This is a genomic window from Rheinheimera riviphila (assembly GCF_004005945.1).
Classification (GTDB): Bacteria; Pseudomonadota; Gammaproteobacteria; order Enterobacterales; family Alteromonadaceae; genus Pararheinheimera; species Pararheinheimera riviphila.
In genome coordinates, this window is sequence record NZ_SACS01000018.1 from 67,239 (window position 1) to 89,827 (window position 22,589).

At 51.0% G+C, this 22,589-nt stretch carries 19 protein-coding genes; 15 read left to right on the forward strand and 4 right to left on the reverse strand.

Annotation, left to right across the window (positions count from 1 at the left end):
• Positions 1-59 precede the first annotated feature (59 nt).
• The 4 genes from EOE67_RS15460 to EOE67_RS15475 all read left to right on the forward strand — a co-directional run bounded on the left by EOE67_RS15460 (position 60) and on the right by EOE67_RS15475 (position 5,898).
• On the forward strand, positions 60-1,868 hold the full coding sequence (locus EOE67_RS15460; RefSeq protein ID WP_127700237.1) for an assimilatory sulfite reductase (NADPH) flavoprotein subunit: 1,809 nt from the start codon (positions 60-62) through the stop codon (positions 1,866-1,868).
• Complete coding sequence (cysI, locus tag EOE67_RS15465) at positions 1,868-3,604, forward strand: assimilatory sulfite reductase (NADPH) hemoprotein subunit (protein WP_206099621.1); 1,737 nt, start codon at positions 1,868-1,870, stop codon at positions 3,602-3,604. Before EOE67_RS15460 ends, cysI begins: the two co-directional genes overlap by 1 nt.
• Before the next feature lie 49 nt (positions 3,605-3,653).
• Positions 3,654-4,388 carry a phosphoadenylyl-sulfate reductase gene (locus EOE67_RS15470; RefSeq protein WP_127700238.1) on the forward strand — a complete coding sequence of 245 codons (735 nt, stop codon included), beginning with the start codon at positions 3,654-3,656 and terminating at the stop codon, positions 4,386-4,388.
• A 103-nt stretch (positions 4,389-4,491) separates the two neighbouring features.
• Positions 4,492-5,898, forward strand: coding sequence for a S41 family peptidase (locus EOE67_RS15475; protein WP_127700239.1), 1,407 nt, complete (start codon positions 4,492-4,494; stop codon positions 5,896-5,898).
• Between the two features lie 13 nt (positions 5,899-5,911).
• Here EOE67_RS15475 and EOE67_RS15480 read toward each other — a convergent pair whose 3' ends face one another.
• Positions 5,912-7,102 (reverse strand): tetratricopeptide repeat protein, encoded by a 1,191-nt coding sequence (locus tag EOE67_RS15480; RefSeq protein ID WP_127700240.1) that lies wholly within the window; start codon positions 7,100-7,102, stop codon positions 5,912-5,914.
• A gap of 194 nt (positions 7,103-7,296) precedes the next feature.
• Here EOE67_RS15480 and sstT point away from each other — a divergent pair, with 194 nt between their 5' ends.
• From sstT to EOE67_RS15515, 7 genes are all read left to right on the forward strand, one after another.
• Positions 7,297-8,496 carry a serine/threonine transporter SstT gene (gene sstT, locus EOE67_RS15485; protein WP_127700241.1) on the forward strand — a complete coding sequence of 400 codons (1,200 nt, stop codon included), beginning with the start codon at positions 7,297-7,299 and terminating at the stop codon, positions 8,494-8,496.
• 261 nt (positions 8,497-8,757) lie between these two features.
• On the forward strand, positions 8,758-10,179 hold the full coding sequence (gene cysG, locus EOE67_RS15490) for a siroheme synthase CysG (protein WP_127700242.1): 1,422 nt from the start codon (positions 8,758-8,760) through the stop codon (positions 10,177-10,179).
• Positions 10,180-10,238: 59 nt separating this feature from the next.
• Positions 10,239-11,141 (forward strand): sulfate adenylyltransferase subunit CysD, encoded by a 903-nt coding sequence (cysD, locus tag EOE67_RS15495; protein ID WP_338069036.1) that lies wholly within the window; start codon positions 10,239-10,241, stop codon positions 11,139-11,141.
• The gene (gene cysN / locus EOE67_RS15500) at positions 11,141-12,568 is read left to right on the forward strand and encodes a sulfate adenylyltransferase subunit CysN (protein WP_127700243.1); all 1,428 of its coding nucleotides are present in this window, start codon (positions 11,141-11,143) and stop codon (positions 12,566-12,568) included. The genes cysD and cysN overlap by 1 nt, the downstream gene beginning before the upstream one ends.
• 86 nt (positions 12,569-12,654) lie before the next feature.
• Entirely contained in the window at positions 12,655-13,248 is a 594-nt protein-coding gene (cysC, locus tag EOE67_RS15505) for an adenylyl-sulfate kinase (RefSeq protein WP_127700244.1), read from the forward strand.
• A 24-nt stretch (positions 13,249-13,272) separates the two neighbouring features.
• On the forward strand, positions 13,273-14,058 hold the full coding sequence (gene cysQ, locus EOE67_RS15510) for a 3'(2'),5'-bisphosphate nucleotidase CysQ (RefSeq protein WP_240652838.1): 786 nt from the start codon (positions 13,273-13,275) through the stop codon (positions 14,056-14,058).
• Positions 14,059-14,208: 150 nt separating this feature from the next.
• On the forward strand, positions 14,209-14,664 hold the full coding sequence (locus tag EOE67_RS15515; protein ID WP_127700245.1) for a hypothetical protein: 456 nt from the start codon (positions 14,209-14,211) through the stop codon (positions 14,662-14,664).
• Between the two features lie 52 nt (positions 14,665-14,716).
• On the opposite strand, the gene EOE67_RS15520 is transcribed toward EOE67_RS15515, so the two are convergent.
• Positions 14,717-16,063 (reverse strand): sodium-dependent transporter, encoded by a 1,347-nt coding sequence (locus EOE67_RS15520; RefSeq protein WP_127700246.1) that lies wholly within the window; start codon positions 16,061-16,063, stop codon positions 14,717-14,719.
• Positions 16,064-16,275: 212 nt separating this feature from the next.
• Here EOE67_RS15520 and EOE67_RS15525 point away from each other — a divergent pair, with 212 nt between their 5' ends.
• From EOE67_RS15525 to EOE67_RS15540, 4 genes are all read left to right on the forward strand, one after another.
• On the forward strand, positions 16,276-17,022 hold the full coding sequence (locus tag EOE67_RS15525) for a substrate-binding periplasmic protein (protein ID WP_127700247.1): 747 nt from the start codon (positions 16,276-16,278) through the stop codon (positions 17,020-17,022).
• Positions 17,023-17,156: 134 nt separating this feature from the next.
• The gene (rsuA, locus tag EOE67_RS15530; protein WP_127700248.1) at positions 17,157-17,861 is read left to right on the forward strand and encodes a 16S rRNA pseudouridine(516) synthase RsuA; all 705 of its coding nucleotides are present in this window, start codon (positions 17,157-17,159) and stop codon (positions 17,859-17,861) included.
• 52 nt (positions 17,862-17,913) lie between these two features.
• The gene (locus EOE67_RS15535; RefSeq protein WP_164852369.1) at positions 17,914-19,050 is read left to right on the forward strand and encodes a sensor histidine kinase; all 1,137 of its coding nucleotides are present in this window, start codon (positions 17,914-17,916) and stop codon (positions 19,048-19,050) included.
• A complete protein-coding gene (locus tag EOE67_RS15540; protein ID WP_206099622.1) occupies positions 19,047-19,784 on the forward strand; it encodes a LytR/AlgR family response regulator transcription factor in 738 nt (245 codons plus the stop codon). Before EOE67_RS15535 ends, EOE67_RS15540 begins: the two co-directional genes overlap by 4 nt.
• A 51-nt stretch (positions 19,785-19,835) precedes the next feature.
• Here the strand turns inward: EOE67_RS15540 and EOE67_RS15545 are convergent, their stop codons facing one another.
• Positions 19,836-21,221, reverse strand: a complete 1,386-nt coding sequence (locus tag EOE67_RS15545; protein WP_164852371.1) for a serine hydrolase domain-containing protein — start codon at positions 21,219-21,221, stop codon at positions 19,836-19,838.
• Positions 21,222-21,399: 178 nt separating this feature from the next.
• Positions 21,400-22,524, reverse strand: a complete 1,125-nt coding sequence (locus EOE67_RS15550; protein ID WP_127700251.1) for a site-2 protease family protein — start codon at positions 22,522-22,524, stop codon at positions 21,400-21,402.
• Positions 22,525-22,589: the final 65 nt, after the last annotated feature.

Consider the following 22,589-nt stretch of genomic DNA (forward strand, 5'->3'; position numbering starts at 1 on the left):
TCAGATTTATCCATATAGACGGCTAAAATGCAGGCAATTGATTAGAAATAGGTGTTGTTATGCTTCTGGCTTCACTGACTGCACAAGCGAGCCCGCTGAGTGCGCAGCAAGTTAAAGATTTACAGGCGCTGGTCAGCCAGCTTAATCCAATCCAGCAAGCCTGGGTTAGTGGTTATCTGGCGGCGGCAGCGCAATTTGCCGGCCAAAGCGCGGGCACAGTGGCCGCAACGCAAGTGGCAGAAGCCTCAACGCTGACCATTTTATACGCCTCGCAAACCGGCAACGCCAAAGCCGTCGCCAGCAAGATTAAAGCTGCCGCGGAAAGCAAAGGTTTTGCCGTGGCTTTTAGCGATATTGCCAGTTATAAAACCACTGCGCTGGTGAAGGAAAAATTCCTGATCATCGTCGCATCTACTTATGGTGAAGGCGAACCGCCGGAATCGGCGGTCAGTTTCCACAAATTCTTATTTGGCAAAAAGGCCCCGCAGTTGCCACAACTGCAGTATGCAGTGTTGGGTTTGGGCGATAGCTCTTATGAATTTTTCTGCCAGACCGCCGTTGATTTTGATACCAAACTGGCCACTTTAGGCGCCAAACGGCTGCACCCAGCTGCGTTACTGGACGTCGATTACGACGCACAAGCGAGCGAATGGCAACAACAAGCTTTGACCCAGTTCGAGCCGCTGTTAAAGGCCGCCAATTCAGCACCATCAGCGCAAGTGATTGCCTGGCCAGGTGCCACCGACGGCCATCATAGTTTGTACAACAAACAACATCCGCTGCAGGCAGAATTGTCGGTCAATCAAAAAATCACCGGTCGTGATTCGACCAAAGATGTGCGCCATATCGAAATTTCGTTAGCGGATTCTGGCCTGACCTATCAGCCGGGCGATGCGCTGGGTGTGTATTTCCACAACGATCCGGCTTTGGTCAGCGCCATTTTAGCCGCCACCGGTATTGCCGCTGACAGCAAAGTTCAGTTTGATGGCGCTGAGCATACGGTGCAGCAACTACTGACCGAACAGCTGGAATTAACCCAGTCCTACCCGTCTTTTGTTGAAAAATACGCAGCGGCCACTGGCAATGCCAAGTTGCAACAACTGGCTACTGATAAAACGGCGTTACGCGAATTTTTAGCCCAGCATCAAACCGCCGATGTGGTGTTGCAATATCCGGGTTCATTAAGCGCGCAGCAGTTGGTCGACAGTCTGCGTAAACAACAACCACGCTTATATTCAATTGCATCGAGCCAGGCTGAAGTCGGCGAAGAAGTGCATTTAACTGTGGGTGTAGTGCGTTTTGATAGCTTTGGTCAAACTCATTTAGGCGGTGCATCAGGCTTTTTGGCCGAGCGGTTAGCCGAAGGCCAGCAAGTAAAAGTATTTGTTGAACACAATGACAATTTCCGCCTGCCGAACCACGATACACCGGTGATTATGATTGGCCCGGGCACCGGTATTGCGCCGTTCCGGGCTTTCCTGCAAGAACGCGATAACGCGGGTGCGACTGGTCAAAACTGGTTGTTCTTCGGTAACCCGCATTTCACCCAGGATTTCTTGTATCAGGTGGAACTACAGGATTATTTAAAACGTGGGGTGCTGAGCAAACTGGATGTGGCTTTTAGCCGTGATCAAGCGCAAAAAGTCTATGTGCAGGATAAACTGTTAAGTAAAGGCGCTGAAGTGTGGTCCTGGTTAGAACAAGGCGCGCATCTGTATATCTGCGGTGATGGCAGCAAAATGGCTAAAGACGTGCATCAGGCATTGCTGCAAATTGCGCAAACTCATGGCGGTCTGAATGATGAAGCTGCCGGCGACTATTTCGAACAACTGCGTGAATCTAAACGTTATCAGAAGGATGTGTATTAATGACAACGCCCCAGCAGCCAACACAGCACTCAATTAACCCTGAGCTACAAGTTCAGGGTGCGCTGTCTGATAACGAGCGGTTAAAAGCCGAAAGCCATCATTTACGCGGCACTATTACTACCGATTTAAAAGACGAAATTACCGGCGGTTTTACCGGCGATAACTTCTTATTGGTACGTTTTCACGGCATGTATCAGCAGGATGACCGCGATATCCGCGCCGAACGCGCCGAGCAAAAACTAGAACCGCTGCACAATGTGATGTTACGGGCGCGGATGCCAGGCGGCATCATTACCCCAACGCAGTGGCTGGCGATCGACAAATTCGCCACTGAAAAAACCATGTACGGCAGTATCCGTTTAACCACCCGGCAGACTTTCCAGTTCCACGGTGTGTTTAAGCCAAACATCAAACCGATGCATCAAATGCTCAACAGCATCGGCATTGATTCGATTGCCACAGCCGGTGATGTGAACCGCAACGTGCTGTGTACCTCGAATCCGGTGGAATCGGTATTGCACCAGCAGGCTTATCAGTGGGCGGTGAAAATTTCTGAGCATCTGCTGCCAAAAACCCGTGCTTATGCCGAGATTTGGCTGGATGAAGAAAAGGTAGAGACGACCGAAACTGAACCTGTGTTGGGCGATACTTATCTGCCGCGTAAGTTTAAAACCACAGTAGTTATTCCGCCGCATAACGATATTGACGTGCATGCCAACGACTTAAACTTTGTCGCTATTGCCGAAAACGGCCAGTTAGTGGGCTTTAACGTGTTGGTCGGTGGTGGTCTCGCCATGACCCACGGCGATAAAGGTACTTACCCACGCCGCGCCGAAGACTTTGGCTTTATCGGCCTCGAACATGTATTAAAAGTCGCCGAACATGTAGTGACTGTGCAGCGTGATTATGGCGACCGCGTGAACCGCAAAAACGCCAAAACCAAATACACCATCGACCGCATCGGTGTCGACACCTTTAAACAGGAAGTGGAAGCGCGCATTGGAGTGAAGTTTCAGCCAAGCCGTCCTTATGAATTTACCCATCGCGGCGACCGCTTTGGTTGGGTCGAAGGCATTGATGGCAAACACCATTTAACGCTGTTTATCGAAAACGGCCGTTTGCTGGATTATCCGGGCAAACCGCTGAAAACCGGCGTGTCGGAAATTGCCAAAATCCACAAAGGTGACTTCCGAATGACGGCGAATCAGAATCTGATTATCGCCGGTGTTGCTGTCGAAGACAAAGCGCAGATTGAGGCGATTGCCCGTAGCCATGGGTTGATTGAAGACTCGGTGACCGAACAACGTAAAAATTCAATGGCCTGTGTGTCACTGCCAACTTGTCCGTTGGCGATGGCGGAAGCCGAGCGTTATTTACCGACGTTGGTGACGCATGTGGAAGGCATTCTGGCAAAACACGGTGTGGCAGACGACCATATTATTCTGCGGGTGGTTGGTTGCCCGAATGGTTGTGGTCGCGCCATGTTGGCCGAAGCCGGTTTAGTTGGCCGTGGTCCTGGCAAATACAACCTGTATTTGGGTGGCAACACCGCCGGTACCCGTATTCCAAAACTGTACTTGGATAACGTCGCCGAAGCAGAAATTCTGGCCGCGCTGGATGGCCTGATTGGCCGTTGGTCGGTTGAACGTCAAAGCGGCGAATGTTTTGGTGATTTTGTGATCCGGGTTGGCGTGGTGGCTGAAGTGAAAGTCAGCAAAACCGATTTTCATGCCTGATTTGAATCTCTGATTTACATAGCAAAACAAAGGCTGGAGTTTTAACACAATGAGTTATCAGCAGTTATTGCAATTGGAGCCTGCCGCACAGCAGCAGGCGCTACTGGAACTGAACCAACTGCTTGCGCCCTTAACCGCGCAGCAGCGCATTGAGTTTGCGCTGAAAGAACTGCCTGGCAACCATATGTTAAGTTCCAGCTTTGGCATTCAGGCGGCGGTGATGTTACATCTTTGCACCAGCGTCAAAGCCGATCTGCCAGTGGTGTTAACCGACACCGGTTATTTGTTCCCGGAAACTTATCGCTTTATTGATGAGCTGACCGCCAGGCTGCAGCTGAATCTCAAAGTCTATCGCAGTGACTTAAGTCCGGCCTGGCAGGAAGCCCGTTTTGGCCAGCTGTGGACCAGCGCCGAAGGCCTGAAACAATACAATCAGCTGAATAAAGTAGAACCAATGGTACGGGCGCAACACGAACTGGCGGTACAAAGCTGGTTCAGCGGCCTGCGCCGTAGCCAAAGTTCGACCCGCGCCGATACGCCGATTGTCAGTGTGCAACGCGATGTGGTGAAGTTCTGCCCTATCGTCGAGTGGAGCAATAAAGACATTCATTATTACCTGCAAAACAATAACTTACCTTATCACCCGTTATGGGAGCAGGGTTATGTCTCAGTCGGTGACACCCACTCCAGCCGTCCGTTGGAATTTGGCATGACCGAAGAAGAAACCCGCTTTAACGGCATGGGCCGCGAGTGTGGGTTGCATGTGGCAGGGGATGGGATCTAGCTAAAAAGTATTGCGTTAAATATTTGCAAAATTTAAAAACTTTTTTCAAACATGCTTCGACCAAGCCAGCAGATCACCTACCCATCTGCTTTGGAAGAAATGTATGTTTGCCAAAAATTTGTTTCGTTCGACCCTGTTGTTAAGTGTTTGTCTAATGCCGTTTGCGAGCACCGCCAACACTCCCGCAGTGCAGGTGAAAGTGAAGCCCAACAGCCAAGCTGCTGAAAATACTGAAAAATTCACCCCAACCCAGCTCAAACAAGATTTACAAAGCCTACGGGCTTTTATCGACGCCACCCATCCTGACATCAGTCATTCGGCCTCGCCGCAGCAGCTTGAACAAGCCTTTGCCAGCATTGAAAACAGCCTGACCAAACCGATGACCGCCAACGAATTCTGGCATCAGACTGCGAAGCTGAATCCGTTGTTTAATGACGCACATTGGTCGGTGAATCTGCCGGAAGCCGATAGCGATATGCAGCAATTGATCAAAAAAACCGGCGGCCTGTTTCCGCTGGAAGTGCATCTGCGGCCCGACGGCGAGCTGACCGTGCTGGCGCTGGCCGGTGGCGGCGAGACGCCATGGCGGGGTGCCACTATTGAAAGTATTAATGGCGTACTGGCGCCGGTGCTTAGCCGTCAGTTGTTAACACTGCGCCATGGCGATACCCCGCTGAACCGCGCCAACTTATTGGGGCCATCTTTTCAGCTGTATTACGCCAGTGTATTTGGCACGCCGACCGAATTCACCCTGCAGTTAAAACAAAACGACCAATTAATAACGGCGGTACTTCCGGCGAGCAAACAGGCTGCCGTCATTGGCAAAACCAGCAACAAATTCGCTGATAATTTCAGTTATCGCGCACTGAATGCCAACACCGCCTATCTGGAACTCGGTACTTTTTACTGGCCGGAAGAACAGGAGATTGGCAGTTTTACCAAAGAAGCCTTTGCCAAAATCCAACAATCCGGCGCAACAACGCTGATTATTGATGTGCGCGAAAATCGCGGTGGTAATGATTCGGCCTGGATTGATCATCTGATGCCCTATCTGGCGGACCAGCCCTTCCGGGTCGGCTCGCACAGTAAAAAGAAGGTGATCGCCAGCCGCGCTAGTGTCACCGAACCGGCCGGTCTGGTGATTGAAAGCGAATTTAAAACCTGGTACCAACCGCAACTAACCAACCCACTTCGTTTCCAGGGAAAAGTGGTGGTGCTGACCGGACGGCGCACTTACTCGTCAGCGGTGCAATTTAGCAATGTGATGCAGGATTTTAGTTTTGCCACGCTGGCCGGTGAAGGCAGTTATGTCCGATCGCGCAGCACCGGTGGCGTGCAATTTATTGCTTTGCCACACAGTAAGTTAGACATCATCGTGCCAAGGTTTTGGGCTGCCAGACCACAAGGCGGTTTTACCGAACAACTGCAAACCCCGGACTGGCTGATGCCGGATGATGTCACAGCACCAGAAGCCCTGGTGCAGGCGGTCGCAGCACGCTTACAGCCTTAGACAACGCGCCTTTTCAATGCACCGTCATGTGTTCCAGCGCTTGCAGTTTCGCCTGATACATCTGGCGGTTGGCGGGATCGTAGCTATATTGCAACGCCTCGTGTAACGCACGTCTGGCAGATTCGGGCTGGCCAAGCTGAAATTGCAGTTTGGCCAGCGCCAGGTTGGCTTTGTGCAGATAAGGTACTTTTTTCAGTAATTTTTCATAATAAAAAACCGCATCGGCAGCTTTGTGGTCTTGCTCCGCCTGATAAGCCAGATAAAACCAGACATACGGATTATCGTCGTCCACCCGGCGCAGTTGCTTGTTGAGCTTGTCAATCAATGACTGGTCTTTCATTTGGGCTGCCAGCACCAGGTAATTGCTCGCCAAAGTGACAGGTTGAGACGAATAACGCATACCGAACTCATACCACTGCTGCGCCGCCAGCAAATCGCCTTTGCGTCGGTACAAAATCGCAATCAGATTGATGCTCGCACTGTAGTAAGGATCGAGCCACAGGGCTGCTTTGCTTAGCCAGTACGCTTGATCCAAATCACCAGCCAACAATGCATCGGCCGCCAAATTGTTATAAATCATCGCTTCAAAATGGCGGTTTTCCAGCATAGCGCCTAGCCGATCTAAGCGACCAGGAAAATAATCAACCCCGATAGCCGAACGTTGCAACAGCATCATCCCCTCTTCTTTCGGCTGGCTTTGTTCGAACAAATAACTTCGCACATGCGCCGAACTCAGCACAATATTGGCGGAAAAATCCAGCACCGGTTCGGCATAACTGGCGCGATACCCCACTTCGATATCCACGACCTGCGCCAGCGCAGTCACCAACAACGCCAGCGAAATGCAATTACCGGTCAGATTGGCCATGGTGACGCTGGCCATGGTGTTTTTACCTTCGTAGTTAAAGTTCACCAGATGATGTTCAAGATACCGATACAACCGCTGGTGCGGCGCCAGATGTTGCTGCGCCGGCGCGTTAAAAAATGTCAGAAAATGCTGTTGTTGGGCGGCAGTGAGCCGGTAAAAATCGCTGGTAGTTGGTAGCTGAACTTGTTGACCGGCAGGTGGCGCAAACCAATGCTCGCTGGTCGCAGGCAAAACCGGTGCGGTGGCAGTTGTGACAGAGTGCCGGGCGCAGCTGCTCAGCAGCAACGCGCAACACAACAGCAGCAGGGTGTTCAACCAACTGGTTGGTCTAGCCATTTTCAAAGCCTTTCGCATCATCCATCGCCTTTTCTAAAAATATCATCACGTTCTGATAACCTTGATAACAGAAATGCACCATCAGGCTCCAGTCATTTTTGCCCTGAATGCGACAAAAAATGCGCCGGACTCTGGTTGCCAGCTATGACCTTTACCGGCACAATCGGGCGCAGGGAAAAACAAGGCAACTCAACATGACAATCACAACAAAAACAACAAGCCGTTTTGGGCTGGTACCACAAATAATTCTGGGGATATTCTGCGGCGTTGCACTTGCCAGCTGGTCGGCAGAAGCCGGTCAGGCAGTGGCGATCTTCGGCGCGCTGTTTGTCAAAGCGCTCAAAGCCGTGGCACCCATTCTGGTGTTTATTCTGGTGGCTTCATCCATCGCCAATCGCAAAATTGGCGGGGCTGACAAAATGAAACCGGTGCTGATGTTGTATTTAACCGGCACGTTTTTAGCCGCGCTAACCGCTGTCGCCGCTAGCTTTTTATTTCCAACCACCTTAGTACTGGCCGGTACTGCTGAAGCGGTCACACCGCCGGAAGGCATCGGTCAGGTGATTAAAACGGTGTTATTCCAGGTGGTCGATAACCCAATCAATGCCTTGTTAACGGGTAACTTTATCGGTGTTTTAGCCTGGGCTATCGGTTTAGGGCTGGGGTTGCATCACGCCAATAAGACCACCAAACAAGTATTTGCCGATGTGTCGCATGGTATTTCGATGCTGGTGACTTTTATTATCAAACTGGCGCCCATCGGCATTTTTGGCCTGGTGGCGGAAACCGTCGCGACGACTGGCTTTGCTGGTTTAGCCAGTTATGGTCAACTGCTGACGGTACTGGTTGGCTGTATGTTATTGATTGCGCTGGTGGTCAATCCGGCGTTGGTGTATGTCACCACCCGTAAGAATCCGTATCCGCTAGTCTTTACTTGCCTGCGTGAAAGTGGCATTCCAGCGTTTTTTACCCGCAGTTCTGCTGCCAATATTCCGGTGAATATGCAGTTAGCTGAAAAACTGAAACTGGATGAAGATACCTATTCAGTGTCAATTCCACTCGGCGCAACCATTAATATGGCCGGCGCTGCCATTACTATTACAGTACTGACTTTAGCCACAGTGCATACGCTGGGTATTCCGGTTGATTTTGCCACCGCCATGTTATTAAGCGTGGTGGCATCCATTTGTGCCTGCGGCGCTTCCGGTGTCGCTGGTGGCTCATTACTGCTGATCCCGTTGGCTTGTGGCCTGTTTGGTATCTCCAGTGATGTGGCGATGCAAGTCGTGGCCATTGGTTTTATTATCGGCGTGATCCAGGACTCCTGCGAAACCGCACTGAATAGTTCCACCGATGTGGTGTTTACGGCCGCGGTTTGTCAGGCCAAAGCCTAACGACTTTCGCGCCTGATCAACATTGGGGCTGCTGTTCGCGCAGCCCCTTGCTTCTTTGCCAACACCTTTACTAACACATGCCTGGCGCTTTATCCCGCTACCGACATTCTGCAGAACTGCGCTATGCTAATTCCATTTAGTTATATCTGAGTGCAATCCCTTCTTGGATTCAGGACGTTTAGACGTCTAATATCCATGCTGCAGATAAAAAGCGACCCAATTCTTGGTGTCGTCAAAGCTCTCAGGGGAGCAGGAGCCAAAGTGCAGTACTTACCGATTTTCACCAACCTCAAAGGCAAAGCCGTGTTGCTGGTCGGCGGCGGCCATGTGGCGCTGCGTAAAGCCCGCACTTTGCTGAGCGCCGGTGCGGTATTGACGGTGGTATCACATCAATTTGAAGCCGAATTTTATGACTGGCAACAGCAGCAACAAGCCCGGTTAATTCAGGGCGATTTTGACGATTCACAGCTGCCCGGCCACTGGCTGGTGTTGGCTGCCACCGACGATGATGCGGTGAATGCCGCCGTACATCAGGCCGCTACCGCACGGCAGATTTGGGCCAATACTGTTGATGATCAGGAAAAGTGCGAGTTTATCTTCCCTTCTATTATTGACCGCTCACCGATTTTAGTCGCCATTTCCAGCGGTGGTACCGCCCCAGTACTGGCACGGCGCCTGCGCGAAAAACTGGAAACTTTATTACCGCAGCATCTCGGGCCTTTGGCTGAATTAGTCGGTCGGTTTCGAGGAAAAGTGCAGCAGAAACTACAGGGTTTTGCTGAGCGTCGGCAATTCTGGGAAAAAGTGTTCAACTCCAATATTGTCAGCCTGGTGCAAACCCAACAACTGGACGCTGCTGAAACTGAGCTGGCGCAATCACTTAGCGAGCATCAAACCTCCAAAGGCGAAGTTTATGTAGTCGGTGCCGGCCCTGGCGATCCGGAGTTGTTGACGCTCAAAGCGTTGCAACTGATGCAACAAGCCGATGTGGTGGTATACGACTACTTAGTGTCGGAACCTATTATGCAGCTGGTGCGCCGCGACGCTGAGCTGATTTGTGTTGGTAAAAAAGCTGGCGCGCATTCAGTGGCGCAAGAGCATACCAATCAGCTGTTAATTGATTTAGCCCTTGCTGGTAAAAAAGTCTGCCGCTTAAAAGGCGGTGACCCCTTTATATTTGGCCGCGGCGCTGAAGAAATTGAAGTGTTATTACCACATCAAATTCCGTTTCAGGTGGTACCTGGCATCACCGCCGCCGCAGGTTGCGCCGCTTATGCCGGTATTCCGCTGACCCATCGCGATTATGCGCAGGCAGTGCAGTTTGTCACCGGTCATTGCCAAAAAGATGGCAAAGAGCCTGATTGGCACAGCTTAAGCCGGCCCAATCAAACCTTAGTGATTTATATGGGGTTGATGAAATCTGCCCATATTCAGGCGCAGTTATTAGCGGCTGGTCGCGCGGCAACAACGCCGGTGGCAATTTTAGAAAATGGCACCCGACCAGAGCAACGCGTGATTACAGGTACTTTGGCGCAACTGGCTGACTTGATTGAACAACAGCAGGTGCAATCGCCGGCGTTATTGGTGATTGGCGAAGTCGTCGCGCTGCAAAGCAAACTGGCCTGGTATGGCAAACAGCCTACAGCGGCAGTGTTTGCGCAGCCTTTGGCGAGCCTGGCCTGAACTTGATACTAGATTGAAATACATAGCATTTATTCGTTTTTAAATTGAGGGTCATCCCTGTGCAAACCTTAACGCATTTACAACAGCTAGAAGCGGAAAGTATCCAGATCTTCCGCGAAGTCGCCGCCGAGTTTGATAACCCGGTGATGCTGTATTCGATTGGTAAAGACTCGTCGGTGCTGTTGCATCTGGCGCGTAAAGCCTTTTATCCGGGCAAAATTCCGTTTCCGCTGCTGCATGTTGACACCAACTGGAAGTTTCGCGAAATGATTGAATTTCGTGACAAACTCGCCGCGAAATACGGTTTTGATTTGCTGGTGCATAAAAACCCGGATGGTCTGGCGATGAATATCAGCCCGTTTGTGCACGGCAGCGCTAAACACACTGACATTATGAAAACCGAAGGCCTGAAACAGGCGCTGAACCATTATGGTTTTGACGCCGCTTTTGGTGGCGCGCGCCGTGATGAAGAAAAATCCCGCGCTAAAGAGCGGATTTATTCGTTTCGCGATCAGTACCATCGTTGGGATCCAAAAAACCAGCGGCCAGAGCTGTGGCACACCTACAACGGGCAGGTGAATAAAGGCGAAAGTATCCGGGTGTTCCCATTGTCGAACTGGACCGAACTTGATATCTGGCAATATATCTATCAGGAAAATATCGAAATTGTGCCGTTGTATCTGGCGGCATACCGGCCGGTAGTGGAGCGCAACGGGACCTTGTTGATGGTTGACGATGAACGGATGCCGCTGGAACCAGGTGAAGTGCCCCAACAGAAACTGGTGAGGTTCCGGACTTTAGGCTGTTACCCGCTGACCGGTGCTATTGAATCGGACGCCGACAGCTTAACCGGCATTATCGAAGAAATGTTGTTGTCGCGCTCAAGCGAGCGGCAAGGCCGGGTGATTGACCACGATTCCAGTGGTTCGATGGAAAAGAAAAAACGTGAGGGCTATTTCTGATGTCAGTCGCTATTGAATTAGAACAACTGGGGATTGAAGAATACCTCAAACAGCAACAGCATAAATCTTTGCTGAAGTTTTTAACCTGTGGCTCGGTCGATGATGGCAAAAGTACCTTAATTGGCCGCCTGCTCCACGACAGCGCACAGATTTATGAAGATCAACTGGCGGCTTTGCACAAAGACAGCAAAACCCACGGTACTACGGGCGAAACCATCGATTTGGCTTTATTAGTAGACGGATTGCAGGCTGAGCGCGAACAAGGCATCACCATTGATGTGGCGTACCGTTATTTCTCGACGTCTAAGCGCAAATTTATTATCGCCGACACGCCAGGGCATGAGCAGTACACCCGCAATATGGCGACCGGCGCTTCGAACTGCGACCTGGCGATCATTCTGGTTGATGCCCGTTATGGCGTGCAAACCCAGACCCGCCGCCATAGTTTTATCTGTGCTTTGCTTGGCATTAAGCATTTTGTCGTTGCCATTAACAAAATGGATTTGGTTGGTTTTGCCGAAGATCGTTACGAGCAAATCAAACAGGATTATCTGGCCTTTGCGGCGCAGCTGGGATCGCAACAGAAAAACGGCCCGAGCATTGATTTTGTGCCGCTATCGGCGCTCAACGGCGACAACGTGGTTAATCGTTCAACCCAAAGTCCTTGGTATGTTGGCCCGACTTTACTGGAAAAACTGGAAAACGCACCGGTCACTGGTTTTAACTTAACCGGCGAAGCGCGCTTACCGGTGCAGTATGTCAATCGACCGAATTTAGATTTTCGCGGTTTTGCCGGCACTATTGCCGCCGGTGAATTTAAAGTCGGTGATGCGATTACCGCTTTGCCATCCGGTAAACATTCGGTGATTAAATCGATTGTCACTTTTGATGGCGAGCTGACTTCAGCCTTTGCCGGTCAAGCAGTGACATTGACGCTGACCGACGAAATTGATATCAGCCGCGGTGATGTGATAGTGCCAAAACAACATCACGCCAGCTTGTCGAACCGCATTCTGGCCAAAGTGGTCTGGATGCACGAAGAACCGCTGGTACTGGGTAAAAGCTACAACATTAAACTAGCCACCAAAAAAGTGGCCGGTAAAGTCACCGCCATTGCCCATGCGATTGACGTGAATACGCTGGCCGAGTTTCAGGCCCAAACCCTGGGCTTAAACGGCATCGCGCTGGTCGAGCTGGAGCTAACCGAAGCTATTGTGTTTGATCCGTACAGCCAAAATCGCGACACCGGTGGTTTTATCTTTATCGACCGCTTAAGTAATATCACGGTTGGTGCCGGTTTGGTCGACAGCGCGCTGGCAACAGTGCAAACCCAAAACCAATTCAGCGACTACGAACTGGAACTGAACGCCTTTGTGCGTAAACATTTCCCGCACTGGCAAGCGCTGGATATTTCAAAACTGAAATAATGTTAACTTGAGGGCCAAAACGGACTTTTGGGGTCAGAGTAGTACTCTGACCCCTACTCTGACCCCAAAAACTATTTGGAAACCTAATGAGCAATATTGTCTGGCAACAACATCAGGTCAGCCGCGGTGAACGCGAAACACAAAAGCAGCAACAGGCGGTGGTGCTGTGGTTTACCGGTTTAAGTGGTGCGGGGAAATCCACGGTCGCCGGGGCGCTGGAACAGGCGTTGCTGGCGCAGGGTGCCCATACTTATTTGCTGGATGGCGATAATGTGCGCCATGGTTTATGTGCCGATTTAGGTTTTTCCGAAGCGGATCGCACCGAAAACTTGCGTCGGGTTGGCGCGGTTGCTGGTTTGATGGTTGATGCCGGCTTAATAGTGCTAAGCGCTTTTATTTCGCCGCTCAAAAGCCAACGTGATGCCATTCGCCGGGCGGTGCCAGAGGGAAAATTTATTGAAGTTTATGTCGCAACTTCGCTGGAAGAGTGCGAAAAACGTGACGTGAAAGGTCTTTATCAAAAAGCCCGCCTCGGTGAGATAAAAAACTTCACCGGCATTTCTGATCCGTACGAAGCGCCAGAGCACGCTGATATTGTGCTGGATACCGGGTTGTTATCGCTGGATGAAAGTGTGCAACAGCTGCTGCAGTTACTGCGTGAGCGTGGCATTATCCGCTAATCATCCCAAACTCAGGATCCAACCTTGATAACCCCAACAACTCAACAATTGGCCGACTGGCTACCGCAGATCCGCCGGATTGCCGTGGCCGCCGGCGACGCCATTTTAACGATTTATAACCAGCCAGAAGCTGTAGCCGTGCAGCAAAAAGCCGACGACAGCCCACTCACCGCCGCTGATTTAGCAGCGCATCAGCTGATTATGCGTGAGCTAACCTCGTTAACGCCGGACATTCCGGTGCTGTCAGAAGAAGCTGCGGATATTCCCTGGACTGTGCGTCAGCATTGGCATTGTTACTGGCTGGTCGACCCGTTAGATGGCACCAAAGAATTTATCAAACGCAATGGCGAATTTACCGTCAATATTGCGCTGATTGTGGCGGGTGAGCCGGTGCTTGGCGTCATTCATGCGCCAGTGCTAGCCAAAACCTACAGCGCCGTATTGGGGCTAGGCGCTTTTGTCGCCGATGCCAAAGGTGAGCGCCAAATCCACGCTGTAGAGCCAGTCCCAGGCGAAACCGTACGCTTGGTCGGCAGCAAAAGCCATTATCAACCGGAAGTGGAGAGCTATTTAGCACAGTTCCCACAACATGAATTAGTCGCAGTCGGCAGCTCGTTAAAATTCTGCATGGTGGCCGATGGCACTGCACATATCTACCCACGCTTTGGCCCCACCATGTTATGGGATACCGGCGCTGGTCATGCGATTGCGGTGGCGGCAGGTGCATCCGTGCAATACTTGGGTATCGATGGCCCGGCGTATCAGCGCGAGAATTTGTTGAATGGAAATTTTATCGTCAAAGCAAATTGACGATACTGCCGAAGGTCGATCACAACAAATCAATTTATCTCACCTTAGCCACGATAAATACTGCTGTTGTTTCAACCGCTGGCGGCAGATAATAGCGTTATGGGTGCACTGCAACGGGCAGTGCGGGCTGAATATGCCACGGGGTTTGGAATGAAGCTGCTACGTCATCTGCATAAAGCGCCACTTCGGGTGCTGCGGCTGCAGCGTCGAAAAAGTATGATCCGGATCCGCTTTAGCATGGTTCGGCTGAAAATTGCGTTAGCGCAGGAAAAAGACGAAACCCGGCAGATGCTGCGGATTTACCAGCATTATGTCACCGGCGACGTTAGCAAGACCGAATTGGCGCGTGCCAACGCCCAATTAGCCGATGTGCTGCGGGCTACTGGCCTTGGCATTTTTGCGGTATTACCTTTTGCGCCGATCACCATTCCCATTATCGTAAAGCTTGGCCGCAAGCTCGGCATCGAAGTGTTGCCAAGCGCATTTACGCCCCAAGGGAAACGCCGTGCCGCCAGGATCCATCGGCTGCGGCGCTCCGCCAGCGCCAGACCGCCATCGCTGATAGGACACAAAAATCCGGCAGCAACCGCAGAAGACGAGCAATAAAAAAAGCAGCCGCAGCTGCTTTTTTCATATCGGGCCGAGTTAAATAACCGGACTAACCTTTAATCGTCATATAAGCCACCACCGCAATCAATAGTGGCGCGACCACAGCAGCCATCAAGCGATACCAGCTCAGCACATGTTTGTGCATTTCTTCCGCCAGAATCACCTGAATTTGTGGCCAAATCCGCCAGCCGACAAACACCGCTGCCAGCATACCGCCCAGTGGCATCAGTAAGTTTGACGCGACAAAATCCATTAAATCAAAGGGGGTTTTGCCAAAAACTTTCATATCTTCGGCCATAAAACCAAAGGACAACGCGGCTGGAATACATAACAGGATGTAGTTGCTGACGCTGACAAGAATGGTGGCAGATTTACGGGCAAAGCCATATTCATCGATCAAAAAGGCGACTGCTGGTTCCAGAATCGAAATGGATGACGTCACTGCAGCAAATAACAACAAGGCAAAAAACACCAACGCCAGAATTTGACCACCGGCCATTTGCGCAAAGAGCGCCGGCATGGTGATAAACGTCAATCCTGGACCAGATGCCGGGTCTACGTTAAAGGCAAATACAGCAGGCAGAATCATTAAACCGGCTAACACGCTGGCCATCGTCGCTAAACCGGCAATCCATAAACCGGCATTCACCACTTTAGTTTCCGGGCTTAAGTACGAGCCATAAGCAATCATCAGACCGGCACCAACAGACAATGAGAACACCGCTAAACCCAACGCATCCAGCACCATTTTAATCGATAATTTGCTCCAGTCTGGGGTAATGAAGTACATCACACCTTCCATCGCACCCGGTAAGATCAGGCTGCGGTATACCAGGAACAGCATCAGCGCAAATAACACCGGCATCAACACTTTACAGATCCGTTCGATACCAGCCTGTACCCCGGCGATAACGATAGCAGCGGTAATAAACATAAAACCGGCGGTATAAATTAATGAAGCCGTTGGATCGGCAATAAAATTAGTAAAGGTATCACTCAGTACTTTAGCGTCGGTGGTCAGAATATCGCCTTTGACCGCTTCGACAATGTAGGCAATGGTCCAGCCGCCGACCACACAATAAAAACCAAGGATTAAATAAACACAGAGCACCGAGATCCAGCCTGCCCAGTGCCACTGGCTTTTACCAAGCTCGCGATAAGCGGAAGTGGCTGATTTTTTCGCACCACGGCCAATCATCATTTCCGCCAGCATCATCACGATGCCTACAGAAAACACACAAGCCAGATAAACCAGCAGAAAAACACCGCCACCATTGGCACCGGCGACGTAAGGGAATTTCCAGATGGCGCCAAGGCCAACTGCCGATCCGGCGGCTGCCAGAATGAAGCCGATGCGAGAGCCCCAGCTACCGCGGGCGTTAATGGTATTGGTCATGTGTGGTCCTGAAGTGATGATGCTGTTGTAATAGTTATTTGCTCAGCAATGTAGTGGAAAGTGGCCATTTAATGCAACCAAAATAGTTGACTAACTGGCCGGAGAAGTTAAAACGCAGTAAATGCGCCATAATCGCGAACTTCGCTGAAAGCTACCTTTTTTCAGCGAAGCCAACTAAGGTTAACCAAGCAACGTTGCTGAGGGAGCATTAAATGATCAGCCGAATTCTGGCCGGAATTTTATGTTGGTGCTGCTGTCAGGTACTCGCCAGTACCAGTCTGACCTTGTATGCCTATCACAGCTCACCGCCCTTTGTGATTAACCCCGATACCGAAACGGGTCTGAATTACGACCTGGTGCGGGCGCTACAACAGCAGCTAGGCAGCAGGTATCATCTTGAATTCAAACAACTACCCCGCCATCTGCTGAATGAAAGGTTAAGCGCCGGACTGCCGACCATCGTGCTGTGGGCCAACCCAGCCTGGTTTACCAATAAAGCCAAACCTTATCTGTGGTCCAATACGGTGTTTGTCGATCGGGATGTATTTGTCACGCTCAGTGACTTTCACGGTAAAGTTGAGCAACTGACGGATTTGGCGGGCAGTACCCTAGGTGCTTTGCGTGGATACAGTTATCCAGGGGTGAATGAACTGGTGAGTCAGCATCGGGTCACCCGGCTGGATGCCGATACCGATAAAGAAAATCTGGCCCGATTACTGGAGCGTAATGTTGATCAAATTGTGATCACCCGTTCCAGTTTTTTATACTATGCCAGACAGCAGCAACATTTAGGCAAAATGAAAATTACCGGCCAGCCTTACCCAAACTACCAAAGACAACTGTTGTTGACCCAACATTATCAGAGCGTGCTGGCAGACTTCGATACCGCCATTGCAACATTACCCAAACAACAGTTCTGGACCTCCCGCCTGGAACTCTACGGCCTGAAGCCGGAGTAGCCGCAACTCAGATTGAACAAGGGTTGTAGCACCATCGCCGCGAAGTTACACTAACCCAAACTTACTGAACTGACATCGTTTTCAGCCATTATTTGCGGTTCATCGCCAATTTTTTCTTCAGCAAAGGCATTTTCATGCGTTTAGACAAATTTATCTGTGATTGTACCGAGCTGACCCGTAGTCAGGCCGGTAAGGTGATCCGCCAGGGCTTAGTGACGGTTGATCAGCAATTATGTAAACAACCTTCAACGCAGGTCACTGCAGTTCAGCAAATTGAACTGGACGGCGAGTTATTAAAAATCATCGGCTTACGTTATTTTGTGATGCACAAACCTGCCGGTTACGTCTGCTCTACTGACGATCCGGATCACAATACCGTGTTTACGCTGATGGACGAACCGATGCAGTCACGGCTGCACACTGTTGGCCGGCTGGATTTAGACACCACCGGCTTGCTGCTGATCACCGACGATGGCCAGTGGTCACATCAAATCAGCTCGCCCAAACACGAGTGTGCCAAAACCTATCGTGCCTGGCTCGCCGATCCGGTCGACGCATCGGCGATAACCTTGTTTGCCGAAGGTGTGATGCTCAACGGTGAAAAACATCCAACCAAACCGGCACAGCTGGAGATTGTGAATCCACAGGAATGCCTGCTGACCATCCACGAAGGCCGTTACCATCAGGTGAAACGGATGTTTGCCGCTATTGGCAATAAGGTAGAAAAACTGCACCGCGAACAAATTGGTAGCTTTAAACTAGGCGCCGATTTAGCCGAAGGTAGCTATCGTGAATTAACGTTGGCCGAAGCTACGACCTTTGCGGCTGTCGCCAAATGATCACCACTGTGGCAAATTGCTGATGAACCAACCAGGTAGCATGCAGCATGCTATGCTCCCGGCTGATCCTGCACGCTCCTCCAGCAGCTTTTGGTTATACCAAAGCCTCGGCTGGAGCCTGTTTGCGTTATTGCAACTGCTGTTGGTTGGCGCCGACCAACCCTTAACCCTCAGCAGCTTGACGCCGGCGTGGTTGTTGCTAGTCCTGGCAATAGGCGGCTCTTTGCTGCTACGGCTACTGTTTCGACACTTGCGCCGCCATCCGCGCAGCACCGCCGCCACGCTCGGCTGGTTATTCGGTGCGCCGCTGCTGCTGGCAATCACCGTGGATGTTAGTCACTACCTGCTGTTATGGCCGCTATCACAATTACACCCATCACTAAACGGTGTGTTTGATGCGCAACCGCTTGGCGCAAAAACGCCATTTTTACTGCCGCTGTATATTTTCTGGAGCAGTTTGTACCTGACGTTAAGCCGCCAACTGGATATCCGCGCCGCTGAACAAGCCAAGCTGGGATCTGAACTGCGACTACAACAAAGTCAGCTGCAGATTTTATTGGCGCAGTTGAGCCCGCATTTTATGTTTAACTGTATTAATAACATCCGGGCGTTAATCCTTGAAGATCCACAAGCGGCGCGCACCATGCTGGCCCATTTTGCCGATATGCTGCGTTACCAGATTGATGCCGACCAACAAGTGTTGGTGCCGCTTCGCAGTGAATTGGCGGTGCTGAAAGATTATGCCGCGCTACTACACATTCAGTTTGAGCAGCGGCTGCAGCTGGAATATCAAATTGACCCAAGCTGTTTATCGCGCTTAGTGCCCAAGCTGACGCTCCAGTTATTATTTGAAAATGCGGTGAAACATGGCATTAGCCTGCAACCGCAAGGCGGCCGGATCAGCATCCAGATCAGCGCGTTGGATGCTATTGGCTGGCAAATCAGCATGCGTAATAGTGGTCAGTTGCATGCCACCCCGGCAACAGCAGAAAACAACTCTCAAAACAACATCGGCAGTGGCCTGAATAACCTGCGTCAACGCTTGGCACTGATTTTTGGTGATAACGCGACTTTGCAGCTACAGCAACAGGCAGAAGAAGTGGTGGCGACGGTGCAAATTCTGGCTGCTCCGCGAGAGTCCACCCAACTTGCAGCAAATCAGCATTCAAGCACGGAGAACCAGCAATGAAAGTGATGATTGTGGAAGACTCAAGGCTGGCGCGGCTGGAACTCAAAGAACAGCTCAAAGCCCATCCGCAGTTGGAATTGGTCGCTGAAGCGAGCGATGTCGAGATGGCATTGACGCTCGTCAAACAGCATCATCCTGAGCTGTTATTGCTGGATATCGATCTCTGCGGCGCCACTGCTTTTGATTTGCTGGCGCAGCTGGAAACAGTTCCGAAGATTATTTTTACGACAGCGTATGCCGAACATGCGCTGACCGCGTTTAATTACCCGACGGTGGATTATTTGCTGAAACCAGTGACAGCAGAGCGGCTAGCGACGGCGCTGGCGAAATTGCCGCCGGTGTTACAATCAGAAACGTCGGCGGCAGAGGAACCAGCGTCTGACAGCAATGAACGGCCACTCGATAGCAACAGCAACTTTTTCGTCAAAGACGGCGAACGCTGTTTTTTATTAAAAGTGGCCGATGTGCGCTGGTTTGAAGCCATTGGCAATTACAGTAAAGTGCACGCCGGACCGCAGGCGCCGATGGTGTATCGCTCGTTAAACAGTATCGAACAACGCTTGCAGCCAGGGTTATTTTTTCGGGTGAATCGTCATCAGTTGGTGAATCTGACGGCGATTAGCTCAGTGGAACCTTCAATCAGTGGTGGTTTGGTGTTAATGCTGAGCTGTGGGACTGAAGTGGAAGTATCGCGGCGGCAAAGTGCGGTGTTACGGCAGCAGTTAGCGCTGTAACCCCGGCCCTTCATCCTTGAAATTGCAGGGGTTGTAACTCACGACCAATAGTTATTGCAAACGTTTCGCCGGGAAGGTACCAAAACCGCGCACCACCAGTTCCAGCGCTGCTTTGCCTTTGCTGATTTTACCCAGCGTCAGGTAGCTGGTGTCGTCTTCCAGGTATAACTTGCCATCAGCAGATGGCGTCAGTTGTTGCCGCGCGCCTTCTTTGGTCTGGCAAATCAGCACACCCTGTTCCAGCGTAATTAGTCGCTCAGTACCGTCGTCAAAACTGTAGTTACCGGTAATGGCCCACAAAGTCGCTTCCGGTAAGGTGACAGGTGTTGGTTCCATCGGCTTACCCACCGCGATAGCCGCCAGTTTCACCGCCATGGTGTAACTGTCAAAGTACGAACTATTCGCCAATACCGCGACGTACACTTGCTGAGATGGAACACGGATAATATAGGAAGAAAAACCATCAATCCCACCGCTGTGTTCATGTGTTTCTAGCTCCGCCAAATCGGCGGACATCCAGCCATAACCATAAGGCAGCGGCTTGCCGTCTGCACCCGGATGCTTTACAAAAGACTGTTGCAACAGCTCTTGTGGCAACAGCTTGGTGGTGTAGAGCGCTTGATCCCACAGATTTAAATCATCGACTGTGCTGCGCAGGCCACCAGCACCTTGTGGCCGGGTCATGCTGATCACATCAGCATTGCGAAAACCAGTGGCCGTTTGCTCATAGCCTTTGGCGCGGTTTGGCACAATGTCGCTGGCCACATCATAACCAGTGTTTTTCATGCCAAGGGGCTGAAACACATGCTGTTGCAGGTAGTCAGCGTAGGTTTGTTTGCTGGCCGCTTCGATAATGGCAGTCAGCAGCACGTAGTTTGAATTGGAATATCCAAAGCGACTGCCAGGAGCAAACTGCAATGGCTGGCTGGAAAATAACGCCAACAGCTCCGGTAAAGTGGCATCTTTGGCTTTATTGTCACGAAATTCCGGCATCCGGCTTAAGTTAGGAATGCCGCTGCTGTGCGTCAGCAATTGTTTGATGGTGATATCCCGTCCGACCGCCGGATAGTCGGTTAATACTTCACCCACTTTATGCTCCAGCTTAATTTTACCGGCCTGCACCAATTGCAGCACCGCCATCGCAGTGAATTGTTTGGTTTGTGACGCGAGGCGTAAATTGCTATCCGGGCGCATTGGCGTGGCTGTTTCCAGATCGGCCAAACCATAACCGCCGCGTAACATTACTTGCGGGCCTTTGCGCACAATCACGGTAAAGCCGGGTTGATCGGCTTTGGCTTTTTGCGCCACCAGCTGCTGCATTTTTTGTTGTAGTTCGCTATCGGTAAAAGCGGCCGCCTGGTTGCAAAGCCCGAGGCAAATGCTGGCAGACAGGGTAGCGAACAGCGTTGTTGCTAAAGTTCTTGGGGTAATTTTCATAGGTATATCCTCGACTGACAAAATGGGCTGCATGTGTTTGATGCAGTGGATTTTGCGGCAACGGCAATTGTCGAGGGCTGGTTTTAGGATAAACGGTGTTTTAGCGATGTAAGTGGTAGGACGCAAAACGAAGGTTTTGGACGTCCGTTTTGCTTGTAACGAGTGGCGTTAGTACAGATCAGCTTTGCAGGATTTTGAGTGGCAGTGCCAACATATCATCACCAGAACTGGCGAAATACCAGATAATCGCCACTAAACTGCCAACTGTCAGTAAATACCAGACGGTGGAAAACGCCTGGCCATAGCGATCCAGCGGTAGCAAATGGCTTTGATGCCGACCCCGCCATTCAAACACAATTTCCAGGCTGCCAATCAGCAATAAAAAACCTAATAACGCCAGGCCAAAGCTGTAGCTGACATAAACCCCAACCGCGGCACCAATCACACAAGCCACCAAGCCTGCGACACTATTCATTGAAAAGCTGATGCTTTTAAGAATATGGCCACCATCGAGCGGTAATATCGGTAATAAGTTAAACAGATTCAGCAACGCATTAAAGGTGGCCAAACCTGCGAGGAAAATATTGCCGGTGACCCAATAGGCGATTAAGCAGGCCAGCGACAATAGCAAACCAAAAGTCGGCCCCATAATGGAAATCACCACATCCTGCCAACGGGTATTAATTTTTTCGTCCGACAGCGCCAGGCCGCCGAGAAACGGGATCAGATAAATCCCTTTGGTTTTCATGCCGAAATATTTCATCGCCCGGATATGGCCATATTCGTGGAACACCAGACAGGCCAACAGCGCCAGCGCAAACTGTACCGAAAACAACCAGGAATAAGCGGCCATACTGGCACCGGCCAGCACCACTTTAATCACTTTGGCGCTTTTCAGCAGTTTAAAACCCAATGACGCCAGACCCACCAGACTCATTTTGCTGGTATTGACCGGCGCGATTTCCGGGATTTGTTGTTCGATATCTTTGCTATGACGTTCGCCATCGAGCTGCGGTTCATCGTTGATCAACAACCGGTAACGCAATAAAAATGGCTGCCAGTTTAATTCGGTTTCAAGCAGAACCTGGATCTGCTCTGGTTGAGATTGTGGATGATCTTCTGCGGCCACCGCACCCTGTCGTTCAAACTGAAGTTCAAACTGATGCACCCGCACCGCGCCTAAATCGGCACTGGCCACTTGTTGCGACACCAATTGGCCATCCCAAAACAGTTGCTGCCAACCAGCCATCGAACCTTCCAGCCGTAACTGTTTGCCCAAACACTCAATTTTCAGTAATTCCACTGCGACTCCACTTGCTGATGTTCGCGACAACAATGGCCGCTATGATGCTTGCCTGGATCACTGAG

Excerpts from the sequence above, each read along its gene's own strand:
- EOE67_RS15525 (WP_127700247.1), top strand. The coding sequence starts at position 16,276 with ATGATCAGCCGAATTCTGGCCGGAATTTTATGTTGGTGCTGCTGTCAG.
- cysN (WP_127700243.1), top strand. The coding sequence starts at position 11,141 with ATGTCAGTCGCTATTGAATTAGAACAACTGGGGATTGAAGAATACCTC.
- EOE67_RS15545 (WP_164852371.1), bottom strand. The coding sequence starts at position 21,221 with ATGAAAATTACCCCAAGAACTTTAGCAACAACGCTGTTCGCTACCCTG.
- EOE67_RS15520 (WP_127700246.1), bottom strand. The coding sequence starts at position 16,063 with ATGACCAATACCATTAACGCCCGCGGTAGCTGGGGCTCTCGCATCGGC.
- EOE67_RS15540 (WP_206099622.1), top strand. The coding sequence starts at position 19,047 with ATGAAAGTGATGATTGTGGAAGACTCAAGGCTGGCGCGGCTGGAACTC.
- EOE67_RS15475 (WP_127700239.1), top strand. The coding sequence starts at position 4,492 with ATGTTTGCCAAAAATTTGTTTCGTTCGACCCTGTTGTTAAGTGTTTGT.
- EOE67_RS15535 (WP_164852369.1), top strand. The coding sequence starts at position 17,914 with ATGCTCCCGGCTGATCCTGCACGCTCCTCCAGCAGCTTTTGGTTATAC.
- EOE67_RS15460 (WP_127700237.1), top strand. The coding sequence starts at position 60 with ATGCTTCTGGCTTCACTGACTGCACAAGCGAGCCCGCTGAGTGCGCAG.
- sstT (WP_127700241.1), top strand. The coding sequence starts at position 7,297 with ATGACAATCACAACAAAAACAACAAGCCGTTTTGGGCTGGTACCACAA.
- cysI (WP_206099621.1), top strand. The coding sequence starts at position 1,868 with ATGACAACGCCCCAGCAGCCAACACAGCACTCAATTAACCCTGAGCTA.
- rsuA (WP_127700248.1), top strand. The coding sequence starts at position 17,157 with ATGCGTTTAGACAAATTTATCTGTGATTGTACCGAGCTGACCCGTAGT.
- EOE67_RS15480 (WP_127700240.1), bottom strand. The coding sequence starts at position 7,102 with ATGGCTAGACCAACCAGTTGGTTGAACACCCTGCTGCTGTTGTGTTGC.
- EOE67_RS15515 (WP_127700245.1), top strand. The coding sequence starts at position 14,209 with ATGAAGCTGCTACGTCATCTGCATAAAGCGCCACTTCGGGTGCTGCGG.
- EOE67_RS15470 (WP_127700238.1), top strand. The coding sequence starts at position 3,654 with ATGAGTTATCAGCAGTTATTGCAATTGGAGCCTGCCGCACAGCAGCAG.
- cysC (WP_127700244.1), top strand. The coding sequence starts at position 12,655 with ATGAGCAATATTGTCTGGCAACAACATCAGGTCAGCCGCGGTGAACGC.